This window comes from Chitinophaga sp. MM2321 (assembly GCF_964033635.1).
Taxonomy (GTDB): Bacteria; Bacteroidota; Bacteroidia; order Chitinophagales; family Chitinophagaceae; genus Chitinophaga.
Genome location: NZ_OZ035533.1, coordinates 1,789,691 through 1,803,656 on the forward strand (window position 1 = coordinate 1,789,691; position 13,966 = coordinate 1,803,656).

Below are 13,966 nucleotides of genomic sequence, written 5' to 3' on the forward strand. Positions count from 1 at the left end.
TTTTTTTCTTACATTTGTAACCAAACGGTTACAGATTATGAGAAGAGATGTTTTTCAGGCAATCGCAGATCCTACACGGCGGGAGATCATCCACCTGCTGGCGGGGCAGTCGTTGAACCTGAATACGGTAGCGGCGCATTTTGATATCAGCAGGCCAGCCATATCAAAACATATCAGGATACTGACGGAATGTGGTCTTGTTGTTGTGAAACAGCAGGGGCGCGAAAGGCATTGTACAACGGATCTGCGGCAATTGAAAGCCGTATCGGAATGGATAGAAAAATACCGGCAGTTCTGGCATACGAAACTGGATTCGCTGGAAGCTTTTCTTCTTAAAGACAAAAATAAAACACGCGAAAAATAATTCATCACCTCAAATATTACTTTCATATGAACCACGAACCACTCGTAGTAGAACGTACGCTCGATGCGCCTGTTAGCAAGGTTTGGGAAGCCTTGACGGATAACAGTAAAATGAAACAATGGTACTTTGATATTGCCGCATTTAAGCCGGAAGAGGGATTTGAATTCCAGTTTTCCGGAGGAAGTGATGATGAACAATATGTTCATCTGTGTAAAGTGACAGAAGTTGTTGACAATAAGAAGCTGTCCTACACCTGGAAGTATAAGGATTATCCGGGTGAATCAGCCGTAACGTTTGAGTTATTTCCTGAAGGCGATAAAACGCGTTTAAAACTCACACACACTGGTCTGGAAACCTTCCCCGGCGACAAGAAAGACTTTGCAAGAGAAAGCTTTGCAGGTGGATGGGATTATATCGTTAATACCTCTCTTAAAAATTTCCTGGAAAAAGCATAAGCCGGTGCTGTTGCAACTGATGTGTGGTATAGTATCACATATCTCCAGTCATTGTGCATACTGGAAATAGAGGCCCGGTGGCTTTAGCCCCGGGCCCCGGTCGTGTTGTGATTGATGGACCTAGCCCACATCAATTCCTGTAAAATGCGTGATTTTCTTTGGTGATAATATCGATGGGCATGAAGTAGGTTTTATCTACCGGCATTTTCAGCACCAGTCGCTGATATAATGCCATGACACCCCGGTAGCCCTGTTCCTGCGGCTGCTGACAAATCAGGAAATCAATATGGCCCTGATCCAGTGAGATAACGTTGTCATGTGTAAAGTCATAACCGATCAGTAAGAGGTCATGCTTACCTGTTTTTTCGAGATAGCGTGATACAGCAGATACACGGGAGTTGGTAACAAAAACAGCGCGGATATCTGCATACTGTTTCATTACTCTGGCCAGTTCTTTCTCTATAGAATGCTGATCTGTTTGCCGGATATCTACTTTAACAACCGGCCTTTTTGTTTCTTTAAAATAAGCACGTAGTCCTTCTTCTTTTCTCAACAGGTGATGATGATCTTCTATCTCCCTGGAAATATTCAGTACCAGCACCCGGCTGTTGCGCGTGGTGCAGAAGTTGATCAGCTGACCGGCCTGGTAGCCGCTGTGGAAGAGATCCGGACCAATATAACAAAGACTTTCCTGGTTAGGAAGGTCCGAGTTGATAAACACGTATGGAATATTCTGCTTACTACAGGCACGGATAAACGAAGTAGATTCCTCAATGAACGAAGGCGCCAGCAGGATGCCGTCTATCGGTTCTTTCAGGAGCTGTTTGGCTATTTTTACAAAGGATTTTCTATCGTTGAGATCAAAAAAATACTTATCTACTTTAACGCCAAACTGTTTGATCTCCTCTTCTGCTTTCTTAATGCCTGCAACGGGGAGCGTCCAGAAATCTGTTTCAGCGGAAGATACTTCAGGGAGCAGGGTCACCAGCCGCAGTACATTCCGCGAGGCCAGCCGCTGCGCCAGAATATTGGGTTGATAGTTTAACTCCTTTATGATGCTTTCTATCTTGCTTTTTGTTTTTTGGGAAACGCCGGGCCTGTTATGGATAACCCTGTCCACCGTAGCAATGGCTACGTTGGCCCTTCTTGCAATTTCCTTTACGCCGAGGGGTTGTTCGGCTTCCTTTTTTTTCATGCTGAAAATGTTATGATTTGCCTGCCAATTTTATGCAAATGTATAATTCACGGATTTGTTCCACTCTTTTTTGCTACCGCCAGCGCCTGTGTGGTGGTATAATATTTCGCTAACATGTTGGGTACTTCCCAGGCAGGCATATTGTTATTTTTTACGTATACCAGGAACTGCTGCATTACTTTTGCAAAGAGTTCTTCGTGTTTTTTCTTTAGTTCTTCAGCAACCTCCACTTCCCATCCTTTGGCATCCTGCTTCAGGGATAGTCCCGGATATTTTTTTGCCAGTTCACCGATCTTTGCCTGCAATACTTTCGTATAGGCGGCATCGTTAAGTTGCGCCGGTTCAATGTACAACACAGGCCGGTAGCCCTGTTCCGCGCCCTGGCGGATGATCAGCTTTGCTTTGGTGCCACGAAGCAGGGAATAGTGTGTATCGCCGGTACCTTCGGGCGCCTGGTAATTCCATTTTACAGATACTGCTGCATGTACGCCTTTGATGGTGTAGGTAAATTCACCGTTGGCATACACCTGCAACAGGCTGTCTTTATCTATATCTTTCTGCAGATAATCAGGGAAAGAGGTTTGCCCGGTAATATCTGTGTATTGCTGTAACGTCATCGGGGTGGCCTCCCGATGGGCGCCTTCTATCCGGATATCCTGTTTGTAGTCAATGATCTGATCGGGGAAACAGGTCCATTGTACCAGGTCTACAAGATGAGTGGTTACATCTGTAATGCCTTCTCCCTGTTGTGCTACATCCAGGTACCAGGCAGGGCGTACCAGTGTTTTGCCGGCTACCAGTTTTTTGAAATGATGTACACTGTTTTTGATCACGGAAGGATCACCGGTGCTGCCTTTTTCCAGTGTGCCAAATACATCGGGTAGGAGTGCCAGTTCCCGCTGCAAGGTGTTATGAATGTCGTAACGTTCGGTCATGATATCATAGAGCTGAACTTTATGCTGTGCGGCCTCACTGAAGGCTGCCTGGAGCGAGTCGAAGCCCGCAGCGTCAATAGCCATGGGCTTATCTGCGAGTACGTGCATGCCCGCATTTACGGAACGACGGATGTAAGTGGCTTTCAGGCGGTTGTTGCCGGCTATCACTACTATATTGCCGGGAGGAGATTGCAGCATTTTTTCCAGGTAGTCCGGACCGGTATATACATCGGTAGCCCATGATACATGCGGTTCGGCCTTTTTATTGAACCCATCAATAGTGGCCAGGTATTGCTTTACTTCCGGTCCTTCAGGCGCAAATACTTTTATGGTGGTATCGATACCCGGATACATTTGTTGCTGTACCAGTGCTGCGTGGAAATGTCCGGGATTGAGTGCAATCAGCTGCATAGTGGACTGCTTTTTTGGTGTAGTTCCACACGACAGCAATACTGCTGCCATGCCGGTAAAGATAATATTTTGCTTCATCGCTTTATTTTTTGTGATTACGGCTTTCTTTCTTTTGTGACGTCGGTGATGGTTACGCTGTCTGCTGTATTACTCCAGCTGCTGCGTATATAGGTGGCTAATGCTGCAATGTCAGTGTCGCTGAGGAAACTGAAAGCGGGCATCTGTTCGCCATAGGTACTGTTTTTATTTTTGGTAGCGCCGGTGCGACCCTGCAATATTATTTGCAGGAGGGGTGGTACCTTTCCTGTTACCAGCGGGTTGTTGTCCAGCGCAGGGAAGGAGGCGGTAACGCCTTTGCCATCCGGTTTGTGACAGGATTCGCAGTAGCTTTTATAGATACCGGCGCCTTTTGAGACGGGCGTGTTTTTTTTCGTATCAGCTGTTTCGCGTGTAGCTGTTGCCGGTATCTTATCATCCGCCTGTACTTTAGCAATGCGCAGGATCCGGTCGTCATGCGGTAGGGGGAATCCTTTGCCGGGATTCCAGTCACGATTGCTGGTGGCTACATACACATCACCATCCGGTGAAATGCAGAGATCACGCAGCCGGCCGAATTTCCCGGTGAGGTAGACTTGTTCACCCGTGATGGCATCCTGGGTGGCATTAAGCTGTAAAGCCCGCAGACTGGCAGTTTTGAGGGTACCTAGTAAAAGACTGTTTCGCCATTCAGGAATTTTATCCGAATGATAATAGTCAATGCCGGCGGGTGCAATAGTAGGTGTCCATGCTTTCAGGGGAGCAATAAAAGGGAAGGAGTCCGCATGTGTTTTTTCATCGGGGCGGTCAGCATATCCTTCTATCCTGGCCCACCCGTAGTAGCCGGCTTTTTTAATATGATTAATTTCATCGTCCGTAGCGTCGCCATGTTCAGCGGCAAAGATGTTGCCTTCGGGCGTACATACCAGTCCCTGGATATTCCGGTGTCCCCTGGACCACATGTAATTGCCGGGATAGGGATTGTCTGCCGGTACAGATCCATCGATATTGAGTCGTAATACTTTTCCATTCAGGGAGGCCGTATCGGGTGCATTCTGGTCACGGGCGGCATCGCCGGTGGCGTACAATACTTTGCCATCTTGTGAGATAGCTACACGTGCGCCATTGTGACCGGTGTTGCCGGGAAGTTCCAGCAGCTGCAGCGGATCTTTCAACGTGTCGGTGGCGTAGGTATAGCGTACCAGCCGCGACACAATGGTAGAATCCTGTTTCATGTGGGTATAATCCACCAACACATAAGTTTGTTTTTTACCGGAATAGATGGCCATGCCCAACATGCCCAGACTGCGTTGCCGGTACACATCCGGTACGGTCAGCAATAGTTTTTTGCGGCCGGTATGCGGATCAACTTTGCTGATGGTGCCGCTTTGTTCGGTGTAAAAGATCTGATTATCTGGTCCCCAGGCTATTTCCCAGGGAACATCCAGGTCTGAAATGATGGTGCTGATACCCAATGTGGTGGAATCCAGTTGTAGCGTGACTTCTATCGGCTGTGTAAACGTGGGGTTTCCCTGTTTTTTTACCAGCAGGTAAATACCGGCTGTCACGACCATCAGTAAAATAATTATGGTGAAACGTCTCATATATTCAAAATAGTCTTACTCTTTTTCCGGTTGATCTGTCCTGTTTTCGGGTACGTTACCGAAAGGTAGCTACATTCTTTCTAAATTAAAAGAAAGTGCAGCGTGATTTTTTGTAAAAAACATTGTGTGTTCTCAAAAAAAGAATTACTTTTCGGGTACGTACCCGTTTTTCATACCTGATACCAAAATCTCTTCATATTTATGACAACATCATTTAACAGACGAAGATTTATCCGGACTACCGCTATAGCCGGTGTAGGAGCAGGCTTGCTCGCTGGTTTAAAACCATTGTATGGAATGGCTTCGCCCGGAAAACAGGCGATTATCAGGATCGGTATCATTGGTCTTGATACCTCACATGCACCTGCCTTTACCAAGGGCTTTAATAGTTCCACTCCGGTAGCCGGTCTGGAAGGCATGCGGGTAGTGGCAGCTTTTCCGCAATCAAGTCCGGATATTGAAGGCAACAAAAAACGCATGCCGGAATTTGTTGAGCAGGTGAAAGCGATGGGTGTAGAGATAGTGGATTCTATCGCAGCATTATTAGAGAAGGTAGATGTGGTACTGGTAGAATCGAATGATGGCCGTCCGCACCTGGCGCAGGCATTGCCGGCGCTGAAGGCTGGTAAAAAAGTATTTATAGATAAACCGCTGGCGGCTTCGCTGGCAGATGGAATGGCCATCTTTGCCGCTGCTGCAAAATATAATGCACCGGTATTTTCCGCTTCATCGCTGCGCTATATGGATGGCGCGCAACAAATTGCACAGGACGGCGTTATCGGTAAAGTGATCGGCGCAGATGCATACAGCCCCGCATCGCTGGAAGTAACGCATCCCGATCTTTTCTGGTACGGCATCCACGGCGTGGAAACATTATATACAGTAATGGGTACCGGTTGTAAGTCGGTTACCCGTTTTCATACCACCGACACAGATGTGGCGGTAGGTATGTGGGAAGATGACCGTATCGGTACCTTCCGCGGAACACGCAGCGGCAAATATGATTTCGGCGCCCGTGTATTCGGGGAAAAAGGAAACATGACGCTGGGCCCCTTTAAAGGATATGAATCATTACTGTTGCAGATCGCTACCTTTTTCAGAACCGGCGTATCTCCTGTAAAACCGGAAGAAACACTGGAAATCCTGGCCTTTATGGAAGCAGCCGATGAAAGCAAGCGTAAAGGCGGCGCACCGGTATTACTCGCTGATATCTACAAAAAAGCCCGCAAACAAAAAATGAACATTTAATCATTTGGATATTTATGCAGTAATAGCTTTTCTATTGAAACAAAATATCAAAATTTATAAATAACAAAATCATTCATATTATGAAGGCGTCCCGTAGAAATTTTTTGAAAAACACCGCTAAGGGTACGGCAGCTATAGCGTTAAGCGCGGTATTACCGATACCCGGCTTTAGTGCTGCCAGCTATTCCCGCATTATGGGTTCCAATGATCGTATCCGGGTGGGTATGATGGGCGTAAACTCACGCGGCCTGGCTTTGGCCAATAATTATTCCCGTCAGAAGAATTGTGAAGTGATTTCTGTTTCTGATGTAGACAGTCGTGCTGCAGAGAAATGTATCAACAGCGTATATGGTATTACGAAATCGAAACCGAAAGCAGTACCCGATTTCAGGAAGGCGCTGGAAAATAAGAACATGGATGCACTGGTAGTAGCAGCACCGGATCACTGGCATGCGCCGGCTGCTATCCTGGCTGCCAAAGCAGGAAAACATGTATACCTGGAAAAACCATGCAGCCATAATCCGTATGAAGGAGAGCTGCTGGTAAAAGTAGCCGATAAATATAAAACGGTGATACAGATGGGTAACCAGCGCCGTTCCTGGCCAAATGTAGCCGCGGGTATCCGCGAAGTACAGGAAGGTACAATCGGCCGCGCCTATTTTGCAAAAGGCTGGTATACCAATAACCGGGCGTCTATCGGTGTTGGCAAGGAAATAGACGTGCCATCCTGGCTCAACTATGAGCTGTGGCAGGGTCCTGCTCCCCGTCGTGCGCTGAAAGATAACCTGATTCATTATAACTGGCATTGGTTCTGGAACTGGGGTACCGGTGAAGCACTCAACAACGGTACACATATGATTGACCTGATGCGTTGGGGCCTGGGTGTTGATTATCCAAGCCGCGTTACTTCTGCGGGGGGACGTTACCGTTATAAAGATGATTGGGAAACACCGGATACACAGGTGATCACCCTGGAATTTCCCAACAATACCAGTATGACATGGGAAGGCCGCAGCTGCAATGGCCGCACGGTGGAAGGTAATTCCGTAGGTGTTATTTTTTATGGAGAGAAAGGTTCACTGGCAATAGATGGTAACGCTTACGTGATCTATGACCTGGATAATAAAGTAGTGAAAGAAGTAAAGAATCAGACAATCATTGATCCGCGCAACCTGATGAACCCTGCTGAAAGCCTGGATGCACTGCATATCCAGAATTTCTTTGCAGGGATCCAGAAGGGTGCAACGCTGAATGCGGATATCCTCGGCGGTTATCAAAGCACCCTGCTTTGCCAGTTGGGCAATATCTCCCTGCGTTCCGGCAATGCACTGCATATTGACACAACGAACGGGCATATCCTGAACGATGCGGTTGCACAGAAATTCTGGAAGCGCGACTATGAGCAGGGATGGGAACCAACGTTGTAATTGATTTATAAGGTATCTGAAATTATAATTATGAAATCAACATCCACCACGGTAGAAGTCAGCGAACTCAGTAGGCGCGATACCGTTATATCCATCCTCATCATAGGGATGCTGTTTTTTATATTCGGGTTTGTGACGTGGGTGAATGCCATCCTGATACCTTACTTTAAAATAGCCTGCGAGCTAACGAATTTTCAATCGTACCTCGTGGCTTTTGCATTCTACATTTCCTACTTCGTCATGTCTGTTCCTTCTTCCTATCTCTTAAAAGCGGTAGGATTTAAAAAGGGCATGATGATAGGTTTCTGGGTGATGGCGGTGGGCGCCTTTATCTTTATTCCTGCCGCGCTTACACGCACCTATGAGATCTTTTTACTGGGATTGTTTACCATTGGATTGGGACTGGCAATTTTGCAAACTGCTGCCAATCCGTACATCACTATTTTAGGACCCAAGGAAAGTGCGGCGCAGCGTATCAGTATCATGGGTATCTGTAATAAAGGTGCGGGTATCATAGCACCGCTGATCTTTGCAGCGGTGATCCTGAAACCAACAGACAGTAGCCTCTTTGCGCAGTTGCAACATATGACAGGTGAGGCACGCGGAGCCGCACTGGATGAATTGATCCGGCGGGTGATCGCGCCCTATGCCATTGTTGCCGCCGTGCTGTTTGTATTGGGTATGCTGGTACGTTATTCTCCCTTACCGGAAATTAATACAGAACAGGAAGATGGTGCGCTGGCTACTGCCAACGCAGGTAAAAAAAACATCTTCGGATTTCCGCATCTCATATTGGGCGCACTGGCTATCTTTTTACATGTGGGCACACAGGTAGTAGCTATTGATACCATTATCGGCTATGCCGGTTCTATGCATATTCCACTGTTGGAAGCAAAAACGTTTCCGTCGTATACGCTGTTTGTCACCATCTGTGGTTACCTGCTGGGTATTGCCACCATCCCGCGGTTTATCAGCCAGGTAAATGCCTTGCGGATCTGCACGGTGCTGGGGGCTATGTTTACACTCGGCATTATTTATATGCATGGGGAAGTACGTCTGCTGGGACATACCACTGATATGTCCATCTGGTTTGTGGTGTTGCTGGGTTTTGCCAACTCGCTGGTATGGGCCGGTATATGGCCACTGGCGCTGGACGGACTGGGACGCTTTACAAAACTGGGCGCGTCGCTGATGATCATGGGGTTGAGCGGAAATGCCCTGCTGCCGCCATTGTACGGCTATTTTGCCGATCTGCATGGTGTGCGTTATGCCTACTGGGTATTATTCCCTTGTTATCTGTACCTGATATTCTACGCCTTTTACGGACATACACTCAGGAGCTGGAAAGTGGTGCGTTCGCCGATTCAAATTCATCCGGAAAAGCAATTACATGGAACAGAAGAAGTATAAAATTTTTAACGGAAATATAGTTACGCCTTACCGTATCATCCGCGGGGGCACGCTGTTAACGGAAGGTAGCCGGATCCTTGCGGTAAGCGACCGTGATATTCCTGCGCCGGATGCCATAGAAATAGATGCCGGCGGACAATACATAGCGCCGGGATTTATTGACCTACATATTCATGGGGGCGGTGGTCATGATTTCATGGATGGAGATGTAAACGCGTTTTTAAAAGTAGCGGAGAAGCATTTGCAGTACGGTACTACTTCAATGGTACCTACTACTTTGAGCAGCGATAAGGCCAGCCTGTTGAAAACGCTGGAAGTATATGATGCGGCCAACAAACGCAATGTTGCCGGCGCCCGTTTCCTGGGACTGCACCTGGAAGGGCCTTATGTGGCGATGAGTCAGCGGGGCGCACAGGACCCGCGTTATATCCGCAATCCTGATGAAGCGGAGTACAAAGAAGTGCTGGCAGCATCTGATGATGTAGTACGGTGGAGTGCAGCGCCGGAGTTACCGGGTGCGTTGCCTTTTGGCCGCTATCTGCGCAGCAAAGGCATTTTGCCTGCTGCGGCGCACACAGATGCGATCTATGAAGAAATGCTGGAAGCTTTCGAAAACGGCTATACGCACCTTACCCATATGTATTCTGCGATGTCCGGCGTTACGCGCCGCAACGCTTTCCGTTATGCGGGCGTGATAGAAAGTGCTTTTCTGCTGGATGAAATGACGGTTGAAATTATTGCGGACGGTATTCATTTACCTGCGCCATTACTGAAGCTGGTTTACAAAATAAAAGGACCGGATAAAATTGCTTTGATTACAGATGCCATGCGTGCCGCAGGCATGCCACCCGGTGAAAGTATCCTGGGCGGTTTAGAAAACGGCCTCCGGGTAATCGTAGAAGATGATGTCGCCAAACTGCCGGACCGCAGCTCTTTTGCGGGCAGCGTTGCTACTGCCGACCGGCTGGTACGCAACATGGTGCAGCTGGCGGGTGTACCTATAACAGATGCCATACAAATGATCAGTACTTCCCCTGCGGCCATTATGGGTATTGCAGACAGGAAAGGATCGCTGGTGGCAGGCAAGGATGCGGATATTGTCATCTTTAATGATGACATCAGGATTTCTACGGTTATGGTAGAAGGTCATATCAGGTATACCGCTGATCATTCATAATATTTAAGAGAAGATATTAATAATGAACAACATTACAACAACAACTGACCTGTTACAGGTACAGCGTTATGCCAGCCGTGCAGCCATGGGAGCTGCTGCTGCCAGTATAGCCGCTGATAAAATTATTCAATTACTGGCGGCAAAGGAAAGTGTAAACATCATCTTTGCAGCTGCGCCTTCGCAGAATGAATTCCTGTCGGCGCTGGTAGCGCATACCGGTATTGACTGGCAGCGGGTGCGCGCCTTTCATATGGATGAATATGTGGGCTTGCCGGCATCGGCGCCACAAGGCTTTGGCAACTTCCTGAAGGAAAGGATCTTCGGCAAACTTCCTTTTGCAGCAGTACATTATATCAATGGCAATGCCGCTGATCTGCCGGCAGAATGCAGTCGCTACGCGGCTTTGCTGGAACAGTATCCGGCTGATATTGTACACATGGGTATCGGGGAAAATGCGCACATCGCTTTCAATGATCCACATGTAGCTGATTTCAACGATCCGTTATTAGTGAAGGTGGTGGAACTCGATGAGGCATGCCGCCGCCAACAGGTGAATGACGGCTGCTTCGCTACCCTGGAAGCGGTACCGGTGCATGCTGTTACCTTAACGGTTCCTGCCCTGATGAAAGCGGCCTTTATTTATTGTATGGTACCGGGTGAGAAAAAAGCTGCCGCGGTATATCATACCCTGCATGATGCCATTCAGGAAAAATACCCTTCTACGATACTGCGCACACATGCGGCGGCTGTTCTTTTTATTGATGAAGACAGTGCCGCACAGTTGTAAAAGATAAGTTAATCATCTCCCGTAAAAAAAACCGGAAAGCGATAAGTGCTGAAAATGGTAATGGCCCTGCTGCAACCATCTTCAGCACTTATCGCTTTTCAGGCAGATAAAAAAGTGTATACTTGGGGAATATTCAGGTGCGGGGGATTACTCATACAGGGTATAGCCGTTACCGGTATGATTATTTTGTAAAAACATTCCAGGCAAAAGAAACAAATACCATCACCCATGCTGAAAGAAAAGATCCGGCAGCTGGCCAGCCAACTGCAGACGGAAACAGTGGCTAACCGCCGCCACCTGCATGCACACCCGGAACTCTCTTTTAAGGAATATAATACCGCCGCTTTTGTGGCGGAAAAACTACAGGCACTCCATATTCCTTTCCAACCGATGGCTAATACCGGCATCGTTGCGCTCGTGAAGGGCGACAAGCCCGGTAGTGACAGGGTAGTGGCCTTACGCGCCGATATCGATGCATTGCCTATCACAGAGCTGAATGACGTGGCTTATAAGTCGCAGAACAGTGGCGTGATGCATGCCTGTGGTCATGATGTACACACCTCTTCGTTACTCACTACCGCCGCGATCCTTAACAGCCTGAAAGCTGATTTTTCAGGAACCATAAAATTTATTTTTCAGCCGGCGGAAGAACTGGTACCGGGAGGCGCCAGTATCATGATCAAAGAAGGGGTGCTGGAAAACCCGCGTCCACTCAGTATTCTGGGGCAACACACCATGCCGGAGCTGCCTGCCGGAAAAGTAGGTTTCCGGGGCGGCCGTTATATGGCCAGCAATGATGAGATATTCATCACCGTAAAAGGGAAAGGCGGTCATGGCGCCATGCCACACCTGGGGATCGATCCTGTGGTGATTGCCTGTCATATGGTGATTGCCTTGCAGCAGATCGTCAGCCGGCGGGCAAATGTGATGTCACCTTCGGTACTGTCATTTGGCAGGATGATCGCCAACGGCGCCAGTAATGTTATTCCGGATGAAGTAAGACTGGAAGGTACCTTCCGTTCGCTGGACGAGCAATGGCGCAAAGAAGCGCATGACAAGATCCGGAAAATGGCGGTTACCCTGGCGGAAAGTATGGAAGGTAGCTGTGATATCGAGATCCGCAAAGGCTATCCTGTACTGATCAATGAAGATAAGTTAACTGCGGCCACCCGCGCCCATGCTATAGATTTTTTAGGAGAAGACAATGTACTGGACCTCGACATCTGGATGGCGGCAGAAGATTTTGCCTACTATTCACAGGTGGCGGATGCCTGCTTTTACCGGCTGGGCGTACGTAATGAGGAAAAAGGTATCATATCCGGCCTGCATACCGCCACTTTTGATGCCGATGATCATGCACTCGAAACCGGTGCCGGCCTGATGGCTTACCTGGCCCTAAAAACACTGGACCAGGATTAAAGGATGATAGGATTTATAGGATGGGTGTTTTGTTGTTTTTAATATTAAACAGCAAATAATATTAAACAGCAAAACACCCATCCTATAAATCCTATCATCCTTTAATCCTCGTCGGTAGAGCTAAGTAAAACGCGCTTCCCACTTTTCTATTGGGTTCAAACCATATCCTGCCATGTTGGGCGGCAGTGTATTCTTTGCAGAGGTAAAGTCCTAAACCGATCCCTTTTTCATTACCGGTTCCGAAAGTGGACCTGGCTTTGAGGGAAAAGATCTCTTCCTTCCACCGGGGATCGATACCGGTGCCGGTGTCTTCTACGGTCAATATGCATTCATCGCCCTGTTTATCTGCCCTGATATAGATACTACCTCCGGCGGGGGTGAATTTGATGGCATTCCCGATGATATTGCGTATGATCAGTTGCAGCATATTGAGGTCTGCGATGGCTTCAAGAGAAGGATCGATCTGATGCTGGAGGGTAATCTTTTTTTTTGAGATCAACGTATCGTTGATCTTCAGGATAGGGGTGACTGCTTCCGCAATGTTAACAGGGGCCAGGTTAACGGCGAGGCCCTGTAACTGCGTTTTGGACCAGGAAAGCATGTTGTACAGCATCTCCTGGGTATTATTGACCATTTGCAGTAGTTCTGCTTCCAGCTGTTTTTTATCTTCCTGCGGCAATTCCATGTCCTTCATCAATTCCAGGTACGACTGGATATTGGCCATCGGACTGCGTAAATCGTGGGAGATGATAGAAAAGAGCTTGTTTTTCTCGGTATTCATGCTCTCCAGTACCTTGTTTTTCTCTTCTCCTTTCTGCTTTTCTGTGTTATAGACCCTTTTAAGGTAAAGCGTTCCGCAGAAAATAACCATAATACCGGTTACATAGGCGTACATCAGGTCCGCAAAGAAGTAGCTGCGATCGCTGTATACGCGCGGAATGCTCTCCGGATGATAATATTCATAAATAACCAGGCAGGTTACTACCAGCAGGTTGAGGAGCAGCCACCAGCCATACTGCCGCGGAGATACCAGCATGATCAGGAAAAAGGTCAGGGTATAGATCAACAGGGAGGAGCCTTCAATGCCGGAGCTGAAGAAATAATTTACCCCAAAAAGGGCATTGATCAGTATAATACTGATGCTCATACTAAGGACAGGCTTGTTCCTGAACCTGGACAGGTAGTACAGGCTGGCCAGCGCCACAAACATGCCAAGAAGGAGGTAGGTAGTTGCCTTTAACCCGATAATAATATCAAATGGGATATTGAACAAAATAACAAGGAGTGCAATAATGCAGATAGAGTTGAAGTTCCGGTTTTCAAAAGAAACTTCATCCGGGAAGCCAACGAGGAAGTTAAAGACCCTTTTAAACCGATCTGAAACAGCTCCTATTTTGTTCTTTAGCATGTTACAAAACTAAAAAAAAATAAATGATGGAAGCCGTCTATCTGTGTTGTTGAAATAAACATTTATGCTATAAAGCTGGGGGAGCATACC

Annotated in this window: 12 protein-coding genes; 8 read left to right on the forward strand and 4 right to left on the reverse strand. The window is 47.6% G+C overall.

Features of this window, described 5'->3' with window-relative positions; genetic code table 11:
- Positions 1 to 37: 37 nt before the first annotated feature.
- Positions 38 to 364: a metalloregulator ArsR/SmtB family transcription factor gene (locus tag ABQ275_RS06945; protein WP_349317552.1), complete on the forward strand. Its 327-nt coding sequence runs from the start codon at positions 38 to 40 to the stop codon at positions 362 to 364.
- Positions 365 to 390: 26 nt separating this feature from the next.
- Positions 391 to 819, forward strand: a complete 429-nt coding sequence (locus ABQ275_RS06950) for an SRPBCC domain-containing protein (protein WP_349317553.1) — start codon at positions 391 to 393, stop codon at positions 817 to 819.
- 130 nt (positions 820 to 949) lie between these two features.
- Here ABQ275_RS06950 and ABQ275_RS06955 read toward each other — a convergent pair whose 3' ends face one another.
- The 3 genes from ABQ275_RS06955 to ABQ275_RS06965 are packed head-to-tail and all read right to left on the reverse strand — an operon-like array spanning position 950 to position 5,000.
- Positions 950 to 2,014, reverse strand: a complete 1,065-nt coding sequence (locus tag ABQ275_RS06955) for a LacI family DNA-binding transcriptional regulator (protein WP_349317554.1) — start codon at positions 2,012 to 2,014, stop codon at positions 950 to 952.
- Between the two features lie 47 nt (positions 2,015 to 2,061).
- Positions 2,062 to 3,438 (reverse strand): putative oxidoreductase C-terminal domain-containing protein, encoded by a 1,377-nt coding sequence (locus tag ABQ275_RS06960; protein WP_349317555.1) that lies wholly within the window; start codon positions 3,436 to 3,438, stop codon positions 2,062 to 2,064.
- A gap of 17 nt (positions 3,439 to 3,455) precedes the next feature.
- Positions 3,456 to 5,000, reverse strand: coding sequence for a PQQ-dependent sugar dehydrogenase (locus tag ABQ275_RS06965; protein ID WP_349317556.1), 1,545 nt, complete (start codon positions 4,998 to 5,000; stop codon positions 3,456 to 3,458).
- A 201-nt stretch (positions 5,001 to 5,201) separates the two neighbouring features.
- Between ABQ275_RS06965 and ABQ275_RS06970 the strand changes: the two genes are divergently transcribed.
- The 6 genes from ABQ275_RS06970 (at position 5,202) to ABQ275_RS06995 (ending at position 12,468) form a co-directional block, all read left to right on the forward strand.
- Positions 5,202 to 6,248 carry a Gfo/Idh/MocA family oxidoreductase gene (locus ABQ275_RS06970; protein ID WP_349317557.1) on the forward strand — a complete coding sequence of 349 codons (1,047 nt, stop codon included), beginning with the start codon at positions 5,202 to 5,204 and terminating at the stop codon, positions 6,246 to 6,248.
- Between the two features lie 80 nt (positions 6,249 to 6,328).
- On the forward strand, positions 6,329 to 7,675 hold the full coding sequence (locus tag ABQ275_RS06975) for a Gfo/Idh/MocA family oxidoreductase (RefSeq protein WP_349317558.1): 1,347 nt from the start codon (positions 6,329 to 6,331) through the stop codon (positions 7,673 to 7,675).
- 30 nt (positions 7,676 to 7,705) lie between these two features.
- A complete protein-coding gene (locus ABQ275_RS06980; RefSeq protein ID WP_349317559.1) occupies positions 7,706 to 9,085 on the forward strand; it encodes a sugar MFS transporter in 1,380 nt (459 codons plus the stop codon).
- Complete coding sequence (gene nagA / locus ABQ275_RS06985) at positions 9,066 to 10,262, forward strand: N-acetylglucosamine-6-phosphate deacetylase (protein WP_349317560.1); 1,197 nt, start codon at positions 9,066 to 9,068, stop codon at positions 10,260 to 10,262. The genes ABQ275_RS06980 and nagA overlap by 20 nt, the downstream gene beginning before the upstream one ends.
- A gap of 22 nt (positions 10,263 to 10,284) precedes the next feature.
- Positions 10,285 to 11,049, forward strand: a complete 765-nt coding sequence (locus tag ABQ275_RS06990) for a glucosamine-6-phosphate deaminase (protein ID WP_349317561.1) — start codon at positions 10,285 to 10,287, stop codon at positions 11,047 to 11,049.
- Between the two features lie 228 nt (positions 11,050 to 11,277).
- Entirely contained in the window at positions 11,278 to 12,468 is a 1,191-nt protein-coding gene (locus ABQ275_RS06995; protein WP_349317562.1) for a M20 family metallopeptidase, read from the forward strand.
- A 94-nt stretch (positions 12,469 to 12,562) separates the two neighbouring features.
- Here the strand turns inward: ABQ275_RS06995 and ABQ275_RS07000 are convergent, their stop codons facing one another.
- Positions 12,563 to 13,876, reverse strand: a complete 1,314-nt coding sequence (locus tag ABQ275_RS07000; protein ID WP_349317563.1) for a HAMP domain-containing sensor histidine kinase — start codon at positions 13,874 to 13,876, stop codon at positions 12,563 to 12,565.
- Positions 13,877 to 13,966: the final 90 nt, after the last annotated feature.

What these genes read in the sequence shown, in the direction of transcription:
- ABQ275_RS06990 (WP_349317561.1), top strand. Translation starts at nt 10,285, where the DNA reads ATGAACAACATTACAACAACAACTGACCTGTTACAGGTACAGCGTTAT.
- ABQ275_RS07000 (WP_349317563.1), bottom strand. Translation starts at nt 13,876, where the DNA reads ATGCTAAAGAACAAAATAGGAGCTGTTTCAGATCGGTTTAAAAGGGTC.
- ABQ275_RS06960 (WP_349317555.1), bottom strand. Translation starts at nt 3,438, where the DNA reads ATGAAGCAAAATATTATCTTTACCGGCATGGCAGCAGTATTGCTGTCG.
- ABQ275_RS06970 (WP_349317557.1), top strand. Translation starts at nt 5,202, where the DNA reads ATGACAACATCATTTAACAGACGAAGATTTATCCGGACTACCGCTATA.
- ABQ275_RS06980 (WP_349317559.1), top strand. Translation starts at nt 7,706, where the DNA reads ATGAAATCAACATCCACCACGGTAGAAGTCAGCGAACTCAGTAGGCGC.
- ABQ275_RS06950 (WP_349317553.1), top strand. Translation starts at nt 391, where the DNA reads ATGAACCACGAACCACTCGTAGTAGAACGTACGCTCGATGCGCCTGTT.
- ABQ275_RS06955 (WP_349317554.1), bottom strand. Translation starts at nt 2,014, where the DNA reads ATGAAAAAAAAGGAAGCCGAACAACCCCTCGGCGTAAAGGAAATTGCA.
- ABQ275_RS06945 (WP_349317552.1), top strand. Translation starts at nt 38, where the DNA reads ATGAGAAGAGATGTTTTTCAGGCAATCGCAGATCCTACACGGCGGGAG.
- nagA (WP_349317560.1), top strand. Translation starts at nt 9,066, where the DNA reads ATGGAACAGAAGAAGTATAAAATTTTTAACGGAAATATAGTTACGCCT.
- ABQ275_RS06995 (WP_349317562.1), top strand. Translation starts at nt 11,278, where the DNA reads ATGCTGAAAGAAAAGATCCGGCAGCTGGCCAGCCAACTGCAGACGGAA.
- ABQ275_RS06975 (WP_349317558.1), top strand. Translation starts at nt 6,329, where the DNA reads ATGAAGGCGTCCCGTAGAAATTTTTTGAAAAACACCGCTAAGGGTACG.
- ABQ275_RS06965 (WP_349317556.1), bottom strand. Translation starts at nt 5,000, where the DNA reads ATGAGACGTTTCACCATAATTATTTTACTGATGGTCGTGACAGCCGGT.